21 protein-coding genes and 1 tRNA gene are annotated in these 17,512 nt (G+C 65.1%); 11 read left to right on the top strand and 11 right to left on the bottom strand.

Annotated elements, in window-relative coordinates:
* The first annotated feature begins 44 nt into the window (after positions 1-44).
* The 3 genes from FNV92_RS29610 to FNV92_RS29600 all read left to right on the top strand — a co-directional run bounded on the left by FNV92_RS29610 (position 45) and on the right by FNV92_RS29600 (position 2,527).
* Complete coding sequence (locus FNV92_RS29610) at positions 45-551, top strand: hypothetical protein (protein WP_143843447.1); 507 nt, start codon at positions 45-47, stop codon at positions 549-551.
* Positions 552-651: 100 nt separating this feature from the next.
* Positions 652-1,863, top strand: coding sequence for a GGDEF domain-containing protein (locus FNV92_RS29605; protein WP_143843448.1), 1,212 nt, complete (start codon positions 652-654; stop codon positions 1,861-1,863).
* A gap of 34 nt (positions 1,864-1,897) precedes the next feature.
* On the top strand, positions 1,898-2,527 hold the full coding sequence (locus FNV92_RS29600; protein ID WP_143843449.1) for a peptidoglycan recognition protein family protein: 630 nt from the start codon (positions 1,898-1,900) through the stop codon (positions 2,525-2,527).
* 62 nt (positions 2,528-2,589) lie between these two features.
* On the opposite strand, the gene FNV92_RS29595 is transcribed toward FNV92_RS29600, so the two are convergent.
* Both FNV92_RS29595 and FNV92_RS29590 read right to left on the bottom strand, forming a co-directional pair.
* The gene (locus FNV92_RS29595; protein WP_244623606.1) at positions 2,590-2,865 is read right to left on the bottom strand and encodes a hypothetical protein; all 276 of its coding nucleotides are present in this window, start codon (positions 2,863-2,865) and stop codon (positions 2,590-2,592) included.
* Positions 2,866-3,223: 358 nt separating this feature from the next.
* A complete protein-coding gene (locus FNV92_RS29590; protein ID WP_143846172.1) occupies positions 3,224-3,565 on the bottom strand; it encodes a hypothetical protein in 342 nt (113 codons plus the stop codon).
* A 109-nt stretch (positions 3,566-3,674) separates the two neighbouring features.
* Between FNV92_RS29590 and FNV92_RS29585 the strand changes: the two genes are divergently transcribed.
* On the top strand, positions 3,675-4,196 hold the full coding sequence (locus FNV92_RS29585; RefSeq protein WP_143843451.1) for a hypothetical protein: 522 nt from the start codon (positions 3,675-3,677) through the stop codon (positions 4,194-4,196).
* Between the two features lie 125 nt (positions 4,197-4,321).
* Here the strand turns inward: FNV92_RS29585 and rpoH are convergent, their stop codons facing one another.
* A complete protein-coding gene (rpoH, locus tag FNV92_RS29580) occupies positions 4,322-5,221 on the bottom strand; it encodes an RNA polymerase sigma factor RpoH (protein WP_015688393.1) in 900 nt (299 codons plus the stop codon).
* 219 nt (positions 5,222-5,440) lie between these two features.
* Positions 5,441-6,448 (bottom strand): RluA family pseudouridine synthase, encoded by a 1,008-nt coding sequence (locus FNV92_RS29575; RefSeq protein ID WP_143843452.1) that lies wholly within the window; start codon positions 6,446-6,448, stop codon positions 5,441-5,443.
* On the opposite strand from FNV92_RS29575, the gene FNV92_RS29570 reads away from it, so the two are divergent.
* The 6 genes from FNV92_RS29570 to FNV92_RS29545 all read left to right on the top strand — a co-directional run bounded on the left by FNV92_RS29570 (position 6,447) and on the right by FNV92_RS29545 (position 11,501).
* On the top strand, positions 6,447-6,788 hold the full coding sequence (locus FNV92_RS29570; RefSeq protein ID WP_143843453.1) for a hypothetical protein: 342 nt from the start codon (positions 6,447-6,449) through the stop codon (positions 6,786-6,788). The genes FNV92_RS29575 and FNV92_RS29570 overlap by 2 nt on opposite strands.
* Positions 6,789-6,845: 57 nt before the next feature.
* Positions 6,846-6,920 (top strand) — tRNA-Glu (locus tag FNV92_RS29565).
* Between the two features lie 294 nt (positions 6,921-7,214).
* Positions 7,215-7,430 carry a hypothetical protein gene (locus FNV92_RS29560; protein ID WP_015688390.1) on the top strand — a complete coding sequence of 72 codons (216 nt, stop codon included), beginning with the start codon at positions 7,215-7,217 and terminating at the stop codon, positions 7,428-7,430.
* Between the two features lie 275 nt (positions 7,431-7,705).
* On the top strand, positions 7,706-8,914 hold the full coding sequence (locus FNV92_RS29555; RefSeq protein WP_168213502.1) for an alpha/beta hydrolase family protein: 1,209 nt from the start codon (positions 7,706-7,708) through the stop codon (positions 8,912-8,914).
* Between the two features lie 166 nt (positions 8,915-9,080).
* A complete protein-coding gene (locus tag FNV92_RS29550) occupies positions 9,081-10,571 on the top strand; it encodes an amidohydrolase family protein (protein ID WP_244623608.1) in 1,491 nt (496 codons plus the stop codon).
* 3 nt (positions 10,572-10,574) lie between these two features.
* A complete protein-coding gene (locus FNV92_RS29545; protein WP_143843454.1) occupies positions 10,575-11,501 on the top strand; it encodes a CobW family GTP-binding protein in 927 nt (308 codons plus the stop codon).
* A 19-nt stretch (positions 11,502-11,520) separates the two neighbouring features.
* Here FNV92_RS29545 and FNV92_RS29540 read toward each other — a convergent pair whose 3' ends face one another.
* Positions 11,521-11,898 carry a tautomerase family protein gene (locus FNV92_RS29540; protein ID WP_143843455.1) on the bottom strand — a complete coding sequence of 126 codons (378 nt, stop codon included), beginning with the start codon at positions 11,896-11,898 and terminating at the stop codon, positions 11,521-11,523.
* 177 nt (positions 11,899-12,075) lie between these two features.
* Here FNV92_RS29540 and FNV92_RS29535 point away from each other — a divergent pair, with 177 nt between their 5' ends.
* Positions 12,076-12,675 (top strand): TetR/AcrR family transcriptional regulator, encoded by a 600-nt coding sequence (locus FNV92_RS29535; RefSeq protein WP_143843456.1) that lies wholly within the window; start codon positions 12,076-12,078, stop codon positions 12,673-12,675.
* On the opposite strand, the gene FNV92_RS29530 is transcribed toward FNV92_RS29535, so the two are convergent.
* From FNV92_RS29530 to FNV92_RS29505, 6 genes are all read right to left on the bottom strand, one after another.
* A complete protein-coding gene (locus tag FNV92_RS29530; protein ID WP_143843457.1) occupies positions 12,672-13,145 on the bottom strand; it encodes a hypothetical protein in 474 nt (157 codons plus the stop codon). The two genes, FNV92_RS29535 and FNV92_RS29530, sit on opposite strands and share 4 nt — an antisense overlap.
* An 11-nt stretch (positions 13,146-13,156) precedes the next feature.
* The gene (locus tag FNV92_RS29525) at positions 13,157-13,657 is read right to left on the bottom strand and encodes a hypothetical protein (protein WP_143843458.1); all 501 of its coding nucleotides are present in this window, start codon (positions 13,655-13,657) and stop codon (positions 13,157-13,159) included.
* Positions 13,658-13,855: 198 nt separating this feature from the next.
* Complete coding sequence (locus tag FNV92_RS29520; protein ID WP_143843459.1) at positions 13,856-14,803, bottom strand: polysaccharide deacetylase family protein; 948 nt, start codon at positions 14,801-14,803, stop codon at positions 13,856-13,858.
* A 2-nt stretch (positions 14,804-14,805) separates the two neighbouring features.
* Entirely contained in the window at positions 14,806-15,615 is an 810-nt protein-coding gene (locus FNV92_RS29515; protein WP_143843460.1) for an ABC transporter permease, read from the bottom strand.
* The gene (locus FNV92_RS29510) at positions 15,605-16,462 is read right to left on the bottom strand and encodes an ABC transporter permease (protein ID WP_143843461.1); all 858 of its coding nucleotides are present in this window, start codon (positions 16,460-16,462) and stop codon (positions 15,605-15,607) included. The genes FNV92_RS29515 and FNV92_RS29510 overlap by 11 nt, the downstream gene beginning before the upstream one ends.
* Positions 16,463-17,512: an extracellular solute-binding protein gene (locus FNV92_RS29505; RefSeq protein ID WP_143843462.1), complete on the bottom strand. Its 1,050-nt coding sequence runs from the start codon at positions 17,510-17,512 to the stop codon at positions 16,463-16,465.

Raw genomic sequence — 17,512 nt, 5'->3', positions numbered from 1 at the left:
CGATATCGAAAGGTCGTCACGGCGGGGACAAGCCCGGCCAGGCCATGACGCTGTGGAGCGTTCGTGTCTCCACCACTCAGGCAATAAAAAAGCGGGCCTCGAGCCCGCCATCTTCAAAGTCGCTGACCCGACGCCCGGGCGGAGCGAAACTCCACCCGGGCAAAGAACATGCTGGCTACTTCTTCTTCGCGGCCTTCTTGGCCTTCTTCTTCGTCGCCTTCTTCGCCTTCTTCGCTTTCTTAGCCATAGTATCCTCTCAAGGGTTCATGGTTAAACGCGACACGAGGGATGCTCGGCGGAGGGCCAGCCTCGCAACATCCTCGACGGCAAGCTCAGCAGATTCGCAGGTCTCTGCCCCGCACTGTCACATCTGTGTCATTGCGTTATCCACAGTTCAGATGCCTTTTCGGGTGATTTTTGCCCGCGAATCCGCCTTGCAGCGCGCCGCGGCCGGCGAGGCGACATGGCTAACGATCCGGCAATCACCGGGCGCCGTTCATGATTCCAAAACCAAGGGCGGACTTTCGCAGATCTCAGTGAGGTTCCGTTAAGTGCAACCCGCGCATTCTTCCCCGCAAGAAAACGGGGACGGGTCATGGACGAACGGCTGCCAGAAACGGGGGGCGCGACGCTGCGCGGGCTGCGATCGCCATGCTGAACTTGCCGACACTCTGGACCGTCTTCGTCGTCAACTTCCTGGCGCTCGGTTTGATCTGGGCCTACGTGACGCGCTCCTATCCGAAATTTGCGGCCGCGCGGTTCTGGATGGCATCGTGCTTCGTCGGCGCGACGGGTGCGATGACGGCACTGGTGCGCCTGTTTGTCGATTCCCCCCTGCCGCTTCTGATTGGCGCTGCCGGTGTCATTGCGGCGAGCTGCCTCGCCGCCATGGGCATTCAGCGCTTCTATGATCGGCCGGTCTCATGGCGAGTGCTGACCGCAACGGGATGCGCGAGCCTCGCCGGCGTCGCGGTCTTCATGGTCGGCTTCGAACAGATGCAGCTGCGCATGCTCAGCTACACGCTCGGTCAGGCGCTGCCGCTGGTGCTGGCGCTGCGTCTGCTGTTGTCGCCGCCGAAGGGCCGCGTCAGTCCGGGTGCCCGGCTGTCCGGCATCGTGATCGTCATCATCATCGCGATCTTCTCGGCGCGTTCAGTCGGCAACCTGCTCGGCGGCGACTTCTCGTCGGTGGCCGGCGGTCAGGCCCACGCCGTGATGGTGCTGGGGCTGCTGTTCCTGTCGATGACGCTCAATTTCGGCTTCCTGCTGATGGCGATGGACCGGCTGCGCAACGAGGTCGCCGACCTCGCGCTGCTCGACGACCTCACCGGCGTCGCCAACCGGCGGCATCTGCTGCAGCGCCTGTCAGAGGAATGCGCCCGCTCGGAGCGCAGCGGCGAGCCATTCTCGCTGCTGGTGATCGACCTCGACGGCTTCAAGACCATCAACGACACCCACGGCCACGCCGCCGGCGACGACTGCCTCCGGCACTTCACCCTGATGGCGCAGACGCGGCTGCGGCCGGGCGACATGCTCGCGCGTACCGGCGGTGACGAGTTCTGCATCGTGCTGCCGTCATCGTCCTTACGCGAGGCAGCAATGATCGCCCGCCGCGTGCTCGAGGTCTGCCGTCAGGATGCCGTGGCTTGCGCCGGCAAGGACATCGCGATCGCGATCTCGATCGGCGCCGCCGAATGGGACCGCGGCATCGGCCAATTCCCGGACCGGCTGATCGCGCACGCCGATCACGCCCTCTATGCCGCCAAGAAGAACGGCAAGAACGACTTCGCCGTCTACGACCCGGCACCGCCGCTTTCGCCCGAGTCGCCCGGGCTCGGCGAGGCCGCACGCAAATTCGCTTAGAGCCGTGCTAGGCTCGGTCCGTGATTGGACCTGCATGATGATGTCTCGCCTGCTTCTCGCGGCTGTTCTCGCTGCCTCCGCCCTGGTCATTCCCGCCGCCGCAACCGACGTCGGGCTCGCAAAGCTCGCGCGCAGTCCCGGCACGCCTGATATTCCCGGCCTGAAGATCGTCTGGCTGGCGCCGTGGGGCGACGTCCAGAACGCCCACCCCTGGCGCAACATCATCGTGCACCAGACCGAGGGACCGGCGGGCTCGGCGCGCGGCGGCGCGCAGGAGCAGTCGAAGAATCCGACGCGGCGCGGCGTCACGGTGTGGGTCGAGACCGACGGCACCGTCTATTGGGCGGTCGCGGAGAATCTGGTGCCGACCCATGGCGACGGCGCCAATCGCAACGACAACAAGTATATCGACAACAAGCCGACCTACCGTCAGGTCGTGCGCGGCAATTCGATCGGCGTCGAATTCGCGGGCAACTATCCCGATGTCAACGCCGGTCCGACCGAGGCGCAGGTCGCGGCGTGGAAGATCCTCGTCCAGGTTCTGCGTGCGCGCTACGGCATCCCGCTCGACCACGTCTATGCGCACAACTGGATCGACTACAAGGACGCGCGCTATTGTGAAGGCTGCTCGCTCGCGACCATGGCGAGGACCTGGGGGGAGTAGAGGGGATTCGGATCCTCCCCGGCCGCATCCGGGCAACCGGCGGCAGAAGCCGCCGGTGCCGTTCAGGGGAATGCTTTCGGAAGATCGGCCGAAGGCTTGGTGACGATCTGATGTGCATCGCGCCAGAGCACTTCGCGCTGGCGCGAGGTCGTGATCGTACGCACCGGCAGGCCGCCCTCCTCGAGCAGCCAGGCGCAGTAACGTGCGCGGCTCACCGCCTCGCGGGCCCGAGGGTCGAACCAGCAAATGCCCCAGATCGAATCGCGCCGCTTGAAGTGCCGCGCGATGCGCCCGGGAATAGGCAGATGCTGCGCGAACCAGGCGAACTGGTCGGCCAACTCCTGCCGAATCCAGTCGGGACAGTTGTTCCGCTGGATGTAACAGGACGCACGAAAGAAGCCGCTCTCCACGCGGCTGTGCGGGTGGATGAGCGGTGTAACGAACCGCAAATACATGACGACATGGCGCGCCGCCGTGTTGCGTCACGCCCCTCGTAACCAGATTGAATGAATGGAAGAACAGCCGCGAAGCGGCGTTCAGCTCATGACCGGTCGCCGGTGACTGACAGGCGGCGGTCGGAACGTGTCGATCTCAACTTCATGCCGCCTCCCTCGAGAGCGTGAATATAGCGGCGCGGTACTGCGCCGGGCCGCAGCACATACACCAGCCGTCGTCTTGCGACAAGCGGGGCGAGTTTCACACCGGCTGCGCCATCCAGCCGAAAAACCGCCGGATCAATCCCGGTCGCCGCGGCACTTCCGGCGGTCCGTCCGCCGCCAGGACGCGTCTGAAGAAGTAATCCAGGAACACCATATCGTTCGGCTCGGTGACGGTGAATGTCTCCGCGCCGAAGAACACGCTGTAGTTGAAGAAGAATGGACCGATGATCGGGTACGCCGCGGTGCTCGCATAATCCTTCGAGATCACGAACTCCGCGGGGTCGAGCCCGTGCTCGCGCATCGCCTGCTCGACCAGCGGCAGCTTGCGCATGAACTGGGCGGAGAAGCCGCCGACGGTGGATTGCAGGATGATCGACACGATGGTGTCCATTCAATGGATGCGGCGGCCGGTCCTCGTGGGTCGGTTGACCGGCAGCGCGGGTTCAAGGCAAGCTCGGTTGTAGGACAGGCAAGGAGAGCGGAATGTGATGGCCGTCTCAGTCGTCAGCACGGCGCGCGTCGATTTTCGCGAAGCCGCGGAATCGCGCCGCGCATCGGCGCGGGCCTTGCGCGCCATTGGCGCGATGCCGGCGATCGTGCTTTCGCTGTGCGCCTCGCTGCTGGTGGCGCTGGAGACGCCGAGCAAGCCGTTCCTCGACAAGAACAGCTTCTATCTCGCCTCCGCCGGCTTTCGCGTGCAGGTCGCCAATGACGCCGCGGGCCAGAAGGCGCTGCGCGCGCTGCCTCCGCATCGCTTCGTGATGCACCGGGACGGCGGCGATGTCCGCTATCTCTACGCCGAGCCGCAGCATTGCGTCTGCATCTTCATGGGCACGCAGGCCGCCTACGAAGCCTATCGCGGCATGCTCAGCCGCGGCGCAGACCAGCCCGACGTCGTCTCCGCCGATTACAAGACCCAGGCGAGCGCGCTACTCGACGAGACACCGGCGCAGCTGGACTCGCTGGCTGAGCCGGACACGCTCGCGGATTACTTTCGGGCGTTTTATTGAGTCCTGTCTTCTCCCCCTCCCGCAAGCGCGGCAAGGTGAAGACCATCAGCCAAACAAAAAAGCCGGCGTCACCGCCGGCTTTTCCGTCTCGTTCGATCCGCCAATTTCTGGCGCCGAAGCCTCGCTTAGTGCGCGGCTTCCAGCGCGGCCTGTTCGGCCTTTGCGATCGTGCCCTTGACCGCGGCCTGCACCTTTTCGAAGGCGCGGACCTCGATCTGGCGGACGCGCTCGCGCGACACGCCGAACTCGGCGGCAAGGTCTTCCAGCGTCATCGGGTCATCGGCGAGGCGACGGGCCTCGAAGATGCGGCGTTCGCGCGGGTTGAGCACGCTCATGGCGCCGTTCAGGGCGTCGCGGCGTTCGTCATATTCCTCGTGCTCCGCCAGCATGGCTTCCTGGTTGGGCGTATTGTCGACCAGCCAGTCCTGCCATTCGCCGGCTTCGCCGTCGTCGCGGATCGGTGCGTTGAGCGACGCGTCGCCACCGAGACGGCGGTTCATGTCGATCACGTCCTGATCGGTGACGCCGAGGCGTTTGGCGATGATCTTCACCTGGTCGGGGCGGAGATCGCCTTCGTCCAGCGCGTTGATCTTGCTCTTCGCCTTGCGCAGGTTGAAGAACAGCTTTTTCTGGTTCGCGGTGGTGCCCATCTTCACGAGCGACCAGGAACGCAGGATGTACTCTTGAATCGACGCCTTGATCCACCACATCGCGTAGGTAGCGAGACGGAACCCCTTTTCGGGTTCGAAACGCTTCACCGCCTGCATCAGGCCGACATTGCCTTCCGAGACGACCTCGGAGATCGGCAGGCCGTAGCCGCGATAGCCCATGGCGATCTTGGCCACGAGGCGGAGATGGCTGGTGACGAGTTGGTGCGCCGCGTCGCGATCGTCATGCTCGCGCCAACGCTTGGCGAGCATGTATTCCTGCTGGGGTTCCAGCATCGGGAACTTGCGGATCTCGGCGAGGTAGCGAGAGAGGCCGGATTCTCCATTGAGCACCGGCAAAGCAGCGGTACGGGCCATAGGCGAGCCCTCCAAAGGTTCAGGCCCCCGATAGCGGCGGGCCAGGCAGACGACCGCTTTGTTAAAGCCGGCCGTAGCTGCGATGTTCCGCGTTGGTCATTTCCAACGCAGGCGCAATATACCCTATCGGAGGGCAAAAAGGGAAGGATTGCTGACGTCACGTCCCCGTGTGGCAGCTATAACTTTTTGTAATGTAACGCTTTTCTTAAGAGGCCTGCGTCATAGCGCCGCTTTCAGCGTGCTCTGCAAGAGAAGCAAATCCTCCGGTAGAGCCGCCTCCCAGTGAAGAAGTTCTCCGGTCCTCGGGTGCTCTAATACCAGAAGATAAGCGTGCAGGGCCTGCCGGCCAAGGCTGGCCAGGGCGGCCTGCGATTCCGGTCCGAGCTGGTTCGCCTTGGTCTTGAAATGCGGGCCATAGACCGCGTCGCCCATCAGGGGGTGCCCGATATGAGCGAGGTGGACGCGGATCTGGTGGGTGCGGCCGGTCTCGAGCTCGCAGGCGAGCAGCGTCGCGATCGGCTTTCCGTCGCGCCCGGCAAAGCTCTTGAGGATCTCCCAATGGGTCACCGCCTCGCGGCCGCTCTGGCGCACCGCCATCTTCTCACGCGCATAGGGGTGGCGGTCGATCGGTGCATCGACGGTGCCGCGGTGCCGGCCGGGCACGCCCCAGGCAAACGCCATGTAGCCGCGCCGCATCGGTCCGGTGCGGCCGTGATCGGCGAATTGCGCGGTGAGCGAGGCATGGGCGAGGTCGTTCTTGGCGACCACCATCAGCCCCGTCGTGTCCTTGTCCAGCCGGTGCACGATGCCGGGCCGGCGGACCCCGCCGATGCCCGACAGCGACGTTCCGCAATGGGCGATCAGTGCATTCACCAGCGTGCCGGTCTCGTGGCCGGCCGCGGGGTGCACCACCAGACCTTTCGGCTTGTTGAGGACCACGATGTCGTCGTCCTCGAACACGATATCGAGCGCGATATCCTCGCCCTTCGGCTCGGCGGGCACAGCCTCCGGCACGTCGATTGTGATCGTATCGCCGGAACTGACGTGATAAGCGGGGTCGCGGATCGCGGAGGCCTTGAGGGTCACCGCTCCCGCGAGAATTAGGGCTTTCAGCCTCGATCGCGACAGGTCGGTGAGGTGCGCCGCCAGCACGCGGTCGAGCCGGGCCGAGCCCTCGGAGCCTTCGACGACAACCTCCAACTTTTGCGCAGAGCCTGAGTTTTCCATGACGACGTCTGATACCGCTGTTCCCGAACCGAGCCCCGAGCAAGCCGCGCTGTTTGCGCGGGTGCGGCGGATGATGCTGATCGCGGGGTTGACCACGGCGCTGGCAATCTGCGCCGTCCTGATCGCGGTGGGCTACCGCCTTTTCAAGTCCGAGGGAAGGGCGCCCGAGCCGGTCGGCGACACCGCCACCCTGCCGAAGGGCGCCAGGATCGTCTCGACCGGGGTTGCCGGCGACCGCCTCGTCGTCACCCTCGATGTCGGCGGCATCACCGAGATCCGCACCTTCGACGCCCACACCCTGAAGCCGGCTGGAAAGCTGAAATTTGCGAATGAGCCGTAAAAGGCCCGCCCGGGTCCTTGCGGCGGACAAATTTCGAGGTTATTGGCTAGCCCGCACGCTCCCTTCGTCTAGCGGTTAGGACGCGGCCCTCTCAAGGCTGAAACAGGGGTTCGATTCCCCTAGGGAGCGCCAACTGGCTCCATCGAGCGTTGATATATGCTTCTGGTTGGTCCCAGGCTCTCGCCACACAAAACATAATTTCATCCTGAGGGCCCGCCGCAGGCGGGCGTCTCGAAGGATGCCGCAGGCGAGCCTCCAGCCACGCTTGTCTCTACATGCGATAGCCCCGCCTCGCTGCCCCCCGACTGAAGCGACAATTCACCGCTCGTCGCGACCGGGGTGATCATCGTCACAGCTCTCGCCGGGCGTGTGCGCGCATCCTGTCCGTGCTTGCGGGATGGCCCGCATCACCAACTGGAGACGCCAATGAAAAATCCTGACGACGCCGGTTTTGAAAACCGCGAACTGTCCATCGAAGAGCTCGACGTCATCGCGGGAGGCGGCGTCTGGGGCTGGATCAAGCATGAAGCCGCTTCGGCCGCGAAGTGGGTCGGCGAACAATGGGGCAAAGGCACGGTAGCCGTGGCCTCTCTTCTCGGCGGCGGTGGCCACATCAACATCACCATTCACCGGCAGAACTGAGTAGGCGGCTTGTCCGGCATGCAACCTCCGGGCCTTCGGCCCGGAGGTTTTGAGTACTCGGTAAAGTCAGCCGACGATTTCGATCTCATTCAGCACACACCAGTCGCGTAACGCTCGCTCCGTGGCCTTCGCCTCGAACGCATGCCAGCGATCGATCGCACCTCGTCTGGCGAGCTGCGCCTTGAATTTCGGGCCAGCACCCTGAGGCTAGCCCGAAACAGAATCTCAACCCAAACCGCTTAGGCCTGTCACGTCCTCATCAACGGGTCTTTTGCATGAAATTAGTTCGGTGCTTCTCGCTGCTGCTTCTTGTCCAGCTCTTCCCGGGATTTTCGGCCCGGGCGCAGGATAGCCAGGTCGTCAAATTGTCGGCCAACATCGAATACCAGCGCATCGGTCGCTGGGATTCCGCCCAGCTGAACAAGATCCTGCAGGTCGATACGCCCGCCTTCGCCGGTATCACGGTAACCTATAGCCCGGCGCGCAATGCCGTCAGCCTCTATCGCGTGACGTATGCGTCCGTGGTGCCGGAGCGGGGCAACAAGCCGACGGTCACGTCCGGACTGCTCGCTGTTCCCGATGTCGAGGGCACGTCGTTTCCCATGGTGACGTACCAGCACGGCACGGTTTACGGGAAGCAGGAAGTCCCGTCGTTTCCCGAACAGTCACCGGAGACGCAACTGATGATCGCGCAGTTCGCAGGCCAGGGATATGTCGTGATCGGCGCCGACTATTTCGGACTGGGCACGTCGACCGAGCCGGAAGGCTACATGGTCAAGGCGAGCCACCAGCAGGCGACCTACGACATGCTGATCGCAAGCCGCGCCGTGCTCGATCACCTCAAGCTCACCACGACAAAACTGTTTCTCGCCGGCTGGTCGCAAGGCGGGTTCGTGACCATGGCCATGCTCGAGAAGCTCGAGCAATCGGGCATCAAGGTCAACGCCGCCGCAACCGCGAGCGCGCCGGTCGACGCGTTCGTGGCGCTGAACGGCTTTCTCAGCTTCCCGCGCAAGAACGATGCGAGCTGGGTGAATTCGCTGTTCATCCTGACGGCGTTCTCCTTCGAGAATTATTACGGCGTGCCAGGGCTCGCGCGCTCGCTGATCGCGGATGCCTATTACGACGTGTCGCGCAAGGCCTACATGCGCGAGCCTTTCAACGCCGCGGACGTGCCGACCGATCTGCACAAGCTGATCCGTGCCGACTATTTCGATCCGCAGTTCTTCGCAACTTCGGCCTACGGGCGGCTCGTCGCGCAGACACAGGCTTATCGCTGGATCGTCAAGAGCCCGGTGCGCAACTATTACGGAGAGACCGACGAAGCGATCAGCGTCGGGCTCGGCCAGCTCGCCATGACCTACCAGCGCGCGATCGGCAGCGGCAACCCGGCCGTCGAAGCCGTCTCGACCGGTAGAACGAGCCATCGCGGCACCTTTGCGACGGCGGTGCCGAAATGGAAATCGTGGTTTGACGGGCTCTGACCGCGCGCGCGATTCCGCATGATGCGTCGGCATCAACGGCGGTAGTCGTTCCCCCCAAAATCTGCATCTATGCGCGCCGGGACGGTGCGCGATGCGGCCGGTCTCCGCTTCCAAAGCTGCTGCCGGGCCTTTGGAGGTTTTGGCAATAGCTTTTCGGAGTGACGATATGAGCGGTTTGGTGATCAGCGGCGGCCGGGTGGTGGATCCCGCGAGCGGGATGGACGCCGTTGGCGATGTGGCGGTAGTGGACGGCAAGATCGCTGCCGTCGGCACGGGCCTCGGCGGCGCCGAGCGGGTGATCGACGCGACCGGCCTCGTGGTCGCCCCCGGTTTCATCGATTTGCATGCCCACGGCCAATCGATCCCGGCCGACCGCATGCAGGCGTTCGACGGCGTGACGACGACGCTCGATCTCGAGGCCGGCGTGCTGCCGGTCGGGTCGTGGTATGAGCGGCAGGCCAGGAAAGGCCGTGTGCTGAACTATGGGGCCGCCACCAACTGGGCCTTTGCGCGCATCGGCGCGATGACGGGCTCCAATGCGGAGAGCTCGCTGGAGGCGTTCGGCAACGCCATGCGCGACCGGCGCTGGATCGACAACGTGGCGAGCGATGCGGAGGTCGCCGGCATTCTCGAACGTCTCGAGCGCGGCCTGAACGAGGGCGGCATCGGCATCGGCATCCTGAACGCCTACGCGCCGGGCGCCGGCGTGCAGGAATTGACCGCGGTCTGCCAGCTCGCCGCAAAGCAGGACGTGCCGACCTTCACCCATGTCGCCTACATGTCGCGCGTCGACCCCGAGAGCGCGGCCGAGGCCTATATCCGCCTGATCGGCTATGCCGGCGCTACCGGCGCGCACATGCACATCTGCCATTTCAATTCGTCGAGCAAGACCGACATCGAGCGCTGCCGCGAGCTGATCGCGAAGGCGCAGGCGCAGGGCCTGCCCATCACGGTCGAGGCTTATCCTTATGGCACCGGCTCGACCGTACTGGCCGCGGCCTTCTTCAGCGATCCTGAATTCGTCGAGCGCAACGGCACCGGCTATGATTCGGTGCAGCGCGTGACCGACGGCTATCGTTTTCACGACCGCGAAGAGCTGCTCAAGGCGCAGGCCGAGGAGCCGTCCTCGCTGGTGCTCTGGCACATCCTCGACACCGAGAACAACGCGCATCACCGCGACCTCCTCGACATGTCGGTGCTGTATCCCGGCGGAGCCATCGCCTCCGACGCGATGCCGTGGACCACGTCGGACGGCAAGACTTACACCGGCGATGCCTGGCCGCTGCCGGACGACGCCACCTCGCATCCGCGCTCGGCCGGCTGCTTCACGAAATTCATTCGCGAATGGGTGCGCGAGCGCAAGACCGTGTCGCTGCTGGAAGGCGTGCGCAAATGCGCGCTGATCCCGGCGGAGATCCTGTCGCAGAGCACGCCGGCGATGCGCGCCAAGGGCAGGCTCACGAAGGACGCCGACGCCGACATCGTCGTGTTCGACTACGAGAAGCTCAGCGACTGCGCGACCTTCACGGCGATGAACCGTCCGTCGGCGGGCGTGCGGCATCTGGTGGTCAGCGGCCAGCCGCTGATCAGTGACGGCATTCTCGATATCGCGGCGCGGCCCGGGAAGCCCGTCCGCCGTCCCGTCGTCGAGGGTTGAGACATGCCGGTCCCCGTTATCCTGGTGACGGGCTTTCTGGGGGCCGGCAAGACCACGGTCGTGAACCATCTGCTGGCGCATGCGGAAGGCCGCCGCATCGCCGCAATCGTCAACGATTTCGGTGCGATCAACATCGATGCGGAGCTGATCGCGGGCGCCAGCGACGGCGTGGTGAGCCTAGCCAATGGCTGCATCTGCTGCTCTCTCGAAGGCGATCTGCTACGCACGCTCTCGACGCTGCTTCGGCGCGATCCGAAGCCGGAATATGTCGTCATCGAGACCAGCGGCGTCGCCGATCCCGCCGACATCGTCCGCAATCTGATGGACCCGGTGATCCTGCGCGAGGCGCCGCTGGAAACCGTGCTCTGCGTGATGGACGCGGGCACGCCGCCGGCCGCCCTGGACGACGCGCTGATGCGCTCCCAATTGCGCGTCGCCGACATCGTGGCGCTGAGCAAGCTGGATCTGGCGGAGGAGGGCGCGGGCGGGCGGCTGCGTGAAGCCATCCGCGCCCTGCGCGTCCCCGCCGTGGTGGTGGATGCGAACCACGGCGAGATCCCATCCGCGCTGCTGTTCCCGGCGACCGTCGATCGCGCGCCGGCGCCGCGCGAGCCCGGGCCGAAACGCCCGGCAGAGGAGCGCTTCGAGACGCTGAGCTGGACCTCGGACCAGCCGCTCTCGTTGCCGCGGCTGCAGCAGGCCATCGGCCGGCTTGCGCCCAAGCTTGCGCGCGCGAAGGGCCTGTTCGAGACCGTCGAGCAGCCGGGACGCCTGATGGTGTTTCAATTCGCCGGCGGCCGCGCCACGCTCGCGCCCGGCGATGCGCCCGCGCCGGGTGTGCCGCGCGCGAGGATCGTCTTCATCGCCGAGCTCGGCGTGCTGTCGAAGGCCGAGCTCGACGGGGTCATGGCGGCGTGCGTTGCGGGCTGACCTAACAGCCCGCGCCGCCTCACGCGAATTGCGCGATGCCGTGGCCGACGGACCAGTTCTCCGCGGGGGCGTCGAGCACGTTCACGAACACGTCCTCAGGGCGGATGCCCGGGTTTTCGCCGAGTAGGTCCGCGATCCGGCGGTACAGCGCCTTCTTCTGCTGCGCGGTGCGCGTCGCGAACACGGTGATCTGGATTAGGACGGCGTCCTCGCTGCGCTTGACGCCATAGGCATTGCCGCAGCGGAAGTTTGCAGGCGAAAGCTCGCTGATGGTCATGAACTCGTCGCCGTCAGGCACGTTCAGCGCCTCGCGCATGGCGCGATAGAGGCCGTCGAGGATCGCCTTCCGGTAGGCTTCCGGCTTTCCGGCGCGCATCGAGATGTGAAGGAGAGGCATCGCGAGACCCTTTGCATGCTGTCCGACCGGACAAGGCAAATCGCCCGCGCCGGCGGTTCAACCCATTGACGAAACGGGCTATCAATCCCCTTAGTTTTTGACACGATGTCTAGAAGCATGTTCTTGACGTCGTGTCAAATACTTCGAGCCACCCTCCTTCAAGCCGGGAATTGATCTGTGAGACCGCGCGAATTCGACCACGACGATGTCCTGCGCATCGCGTTCGACCAGTTCTGGCGCAAGGGCGTGCGCGGCAGCTCGCTGTCGGACATCGCGCGCGACGCCGGTGTCCAGCGCGGCAGCCTCTACAATGCCTTCGGCAGCAAGGAGGCGCTGTTCCTTCAGGCCTATGAACGCTACGCGGACGATTATCTCCTTGCCCTGCAAAAGGCGCTCGGTGCCGGCAGCTTGCGAAAACGTCTCACCGCGTTCTTCGACCTGACCATCACCAATTTCCGCTCCGGCTCGCCACCTCGGGGATGTCCGACCACGCGCGGCCTGATGGAGCTCGGTGCGGTCGAAGGCGAGGGGCTGGACGAAGAGGCGCGCCGGGCCTTCGCGAACCTGATCTCGCGCATCACCGCCCTGGTCCAGGACACGTTGACGGCAGGCGCCGAACGCGGCGAATTCAGCGGCAACCCCGCAGCCGCAGCGCTCCACATCATCACGGTGACGCGGGGCCTTGGGGTGCTCGAACGTGCCTATGGCGACGAGCCGCAGCTGCGCAAGATTGCCGCGCACACGATCGATCTCTTGCTCGGCAAGAAGGGCGGCTAGCAGACCGCGAGCGCGTTGACCGCCCGCGTCGTCGCAATCTCGTTCCCGCTGCCGACGAACTGGCAGACGACCGATTCGAGTTCACCCGGCTGCTTGCCGCGGGCGACCGCGAGCAGTCGCATCAATTCCGTCTCGTCCTTCGACAGGCGCCGGCAGGACGGCGGCATGAAGCAGAGATCGCACGGCCGGCCGCTCCGCAAGATTCTCACCAGCGCAGCCGCCCGCGCAACCAGCAGCGGGCTGTCGGCAATGCCGGGCGCCTCGTCGGCAAAGCGATAGGCCGCTTCCCAGCAATCGGAGGCGCCGGTCGCATAGGCGGCGCCGATGAAGCGGAACAGCGACAGCGCAACGCGACAAAAATCATCGTAGTTCTCGACGCAGGGGCGCGTCGCAAGCGCGGCCTGGAGCGGGCAGAGCCGTGACTTGCCGTCGTCCGGGTCGGGCACAAAGCCGCACGCATCCTGCGTCATGAAGGATCTCGTCAGTGCAGGGTGGGGCTTCCGACCAGCCAGCTCTTCATCGCCATCGTCCGGCCATGGTCGAAAGACCGAACCTGCCGGTCGGGCAGGATGAGACCGGCCATGCGGAAGATCGTTGCAAGACCCCGGACCGGCGCCAGCGCCCAGTCGGCACCGACAGGCGGAAGCCAGCTCTCGAATTGCGCGCGCGCAACATCGATGCGGTCCTGCTGTGCCGCTGCGATGGCGTGAAGGATGCCGTGCTCGCTGTCGGACATCTTCGGACAGGTCGGGCAATGGACCTCGATCGCCGTGTGCGCCGTGCAGGCAAAGATCTCGATGATGGAGTCCAGCGAGGGCACGGCATCGCCGACGCGAAAATAGTCAAACACCTCCCGGATATCGGCCGCCGTCGGAACGGCGCCTCCGCTGCGGGCCTTCGCCCGAAATCCCCAGATGAACAATCGCTCCGCGGCGCTCAGCGCGGGGAGGTCGAGGGGTTTGGCGTATGTCGATTGGTGCATGGAGCCTCTTGTCGCTGGCTGCGCTCACGCCCCCGCTGGCGCAAAATATCTGCGCCGATCGTTCCGCCAGAGGCTGGTGCAAGTCAACGCTGGGAAGGCCGATATCGAGGTCTTCTAGATTTGCAGCCACGTGAATGTCGACGAATTCTAAGTCCGTTCACGCCAACGCGACGTCGATCTTGTTGTCCGATCTGGGCATCATCCGGCAGGTTTCGATGCCGGCTGTGATTGGCATCTGCCTTGTCTTGCGAGAGCGGCCTCGCGAAAATGCGCCGCGATGTCGGCGCGTGTCGCAACCCAGACGCGGCTATCGAGCCGCTTGAGCTCGGCGAGAATGGCCTTCACGGCGCGGAAGCGCGCAGGCCGGCCGCAGATGCGCAGGTGAAAGCCGATCGACAGCATCGAGGAGCGGCCGCGCTCGGCCTCCTCGACCAGCGTCGCGAGCGCCGCGCTGACATAATTGGAAAAATCCTCCGGCTGCACGAAACCGTTGGGATGGAAGAACTTCATGTCGTTGGTGTCGAAGCCGTAGGGCAGGACCAGCATCGATCCCTTCGGGGTCCGGCTCCAATAGGGCAGGTCGTCGTCCAGCGCGTTGGAATCGTAGGCGAAGCCGAGCTCGGCCAGCAGATCGCGGGTCCACGCGCTCTGGCTGCCGCGCGTCATGAAGCCGACAGGCGTGACGCCGGTTGCGAGGGTGATGACGTCGCGCGTCCTCTCGATGTCGCGGCGCTCGGTCTCGGCATCGCCGTAGAGCGCGTGCGGCAGCCAGCGCCAGCCATGCACGGCCGGCTCGTGTCCGGCCTCGGTCACGGCGCGCGCAAGGTCCGGCACGCGCTCGACCGCGCGGCCGCACATCATGAAGGTCGAACGGACGTCGGCCTCGGCGAAAGCGTCGAGGAAGCGCCACAGCCCGGCCCGCATGCCGTAGTCGAAGACCTGCTCCTGCACGAGATCGCGAACACCCGGCGGGGATGTCGAAGCGACCTCGCCATAGCGTTCCGTCTCGGCATCGTCCTGCTCGACGGCGAGCTCGGCGCCCTCCTCGAAGTTAACCACCAGCGAGACCGCGACGCGGGCGCCATTGGGCCAGACGATATCCGGGCGCGCCGGGCCGTATCCACGGAGATCGCGTTCGATCGGCATGATCAGCGCTTCCCGATCTGGCGGCTGATGCCGCCGAAGATCTCGGCACAGACGAGGCCGGCCAGTGTCACCAGAACGATCACGCCGGAGACGGCGGCGACGCGGACGTCAAGGCTGCCCTCGAGGATCGCCCAGAGCTTGATCGGCAGCACCTCGGTGCGCGCATCCGCCAGGAACAGCGACACCGGAACGTTGTCGAACGAGGTGAGGAATGCCACGAAGCAGCTCGCGACGATGCCGCGACGGATCAGCGGCAGCGTGATCCGGCGAAAGGTGTACCAGCGGCTTGCGCCGAGGCTGAGCGAGCAGGTGATCAGCACCGGATTGAGCTGCTGCACCGACGCGCCGACCATCCGGATCACGAACGGCACGCAGATGATGGTGTGGCCGAGCACCAGCGTTGCCGCCGACAGGCGGATGCCGAGCAGGTTGAAGACCAGCAGCAGCGACAGGCCGAACGCCATCGCGGGCAGCACCATCGGCGACATGAACAGCGCATCCAGCGCCCGCGCCATCTTCAGCCGGCTCCGGGCGAGCCCAAGCGCCGCCGCGCCGCCCAGCACCGCGGAGAGGAGCGTCGCGGCCGCCGCGACCTTGAGGCTGGTCAGCGCAGGTTCCACGATCTCTCGCGATTGCAGCAGCTCGACATACCAGCGCAGCGACCAGCTCGGCGGCGGGAACTTCAGCGTGATGCCGCCGGTGAAGGAAATGACAAGGACGACCAGCGTCGGCGCGAGCAGCAGAAGCATGCCGAAGCAGGTGATGGCGCCGATGACGGTCGAATAGATCCTGTCGATGAGGCTACGCTGCATCGACGCCTCGCACGAAGCGGCGCGACAGCGCGCCGATCGCAAACACGATGCCTGTCACGGCCAGCGTGAAGATGAGCGACAGCGCCGCGGCGAATGGCCAATCCTGCACGCCGACGGCCTGCTGGTAGATGTAGGACGGCATCAGGATGATGCGCCCGCCGCCGACCAGCGTCTGGGTGATGAAGGCGGTCGCGGCGGCGGCAAAGACGAGCAGCCAGCCGGCGATGGCGCCGGGCAGTGTCAGTGGCAGGACGACCGTGAGGAAGATGCGGACGCGGCTCGCGCCCAGTCCCTCCGCCGCCCGCGTCAGATTGCCGTCGAGCCGCAGCAGGCTGTTGATGACAGGCAGTGCCATCAAGGGGAGCTGGATCTGCGTCAACGCCAGCACCATGCCCTCCCAGGTGTAGAGCAGCCGCGCCGGCGACTGCCAGAGTCCCAGCGACAGCATCGCCGAGTTGACGATGCCGTCGCGGCCGAGAATGACGATCCACGCAAAGGTGCGCACCACCGTGCTGGTCAGGAGTGGCAGCATGATCAGGAAAGTGATCAGGGTGCGCATGAACGGGCCGCTCGCGACATAAACCAGCGCGAGCGGATATGAGAGGACCAGCGTTGCCAGAGCGACCTCCGCGCCGAGCCACAGCGTATCCGACAGCACCTTGATGCTAAATGGGTCCGACAGGAATCGCAGATATTGCAGAAGCGACAGCTCCGCGGACTGCGGGTTCCGGAACAGGCTGATCGCGACGAGCGCGGCCAGCGGCAGCACGAAGGCTGCAAGGAACAGCGCCGCCAGCGGAACCACCGGCAACAACTGTCTTGATGCATTCGTGCTGGCCGGCGTCATCTAGATCTTCACTTCCTTGCTGAAGCGGGTGATCCATTCGCCGCGCAGCGACTGGAATTTGGTCCAGTCCAGCAGCACATTGTTGGCGACGAGGTCGTCGACGCTCTTGGCGACGGTGAGGTTCGCGCCGGTCAGCGGCACCTTGGCGTTGGTCGGCATCATGACCCATGGCGCGGCTTCGATGCCCTTCTGCGTGTCGACCGACATGACCGTGTCGAGATAGTCGAGCACCAGCTTCGGGTCCTGGTTGTTCTTCACGATCTGCGCGCTGGTGCGGATCACGACGGCGCCGGACTTCGGCTTGGCGAAGGCGATGTCGACGCCCTTGGCGGCGAGCAACGCCACGTTGTTCCAGAAGTTGAAGGCGATATCGATCTCGCCCTGTTGGAACAAGGCCGCCAGTGCGCCGGGCGATGCCGCGATCGCGCCGACATTCGGCAGCAGCTTCTTGATGGCCTCGAAGGCCGGCTCGATATTGGTCTCGGAACCGCCGTTGAGCTTGGCGATCTCGACCATGAAGGCAGTGCCGAGGCTGGAGCCGAGCCCGGTGATGCCGACGCGCCCCTTGTATTCCGGCTTCCACAAATCCTCCCACGAGGTCGGCGGCGTCGTGATCTTCTTCGGATTGTATGCGATGCCGATCAACTGACAGGTGATGACAGGCGCGTAACCGTCGGGATGACGGAATGCGCTTGGAATGTCGGCATAGGACTTCGATTGCTCGACGGGGAATTTCTCCAGCACACCACTCGCGATCGCCGGGATCAGCGGGCCCTCGTCGAACAGCACCACGTCGAACGGCGGGGCGTTGCGCGAGGCCTGGATCTTGCCGATCTGATCGACGCCGAGCAGCGGGGTGAAAGTGACGCTGCTGTCGCTGGCCTTCTTGAAAGCCGGCCCGACCACCGAGCGGAAAGCTTCGTCGAAGCTGCCGGGATAGGTCGTCGCCACGATCGAAGTCGCCGCGCGCGACGACCTCGGCCAGCCGAGCCCTGCCGTCACAAGTGCGGCCGAACCTGATGTGAGCAGCGATCTCCGGGATAGCCTCAT

The sequence above is a fragment of the Bradyrhizobium cosmicum genome, from assembly GCF_007290395.2.
Taxonomy (GTDB): Bacteria; Pseudomonadota; Alphaproteobacteria; order Rhizobiales; family Xanthobacteraceae; genus Bradyrhizobium; species Bradyrhizobium cosmicum.
The sequence above is the reverse complement of the archived record's forward strand: the minus strand, read 5'-3'. Positions and strand labels throughout refer to the sequence as shown.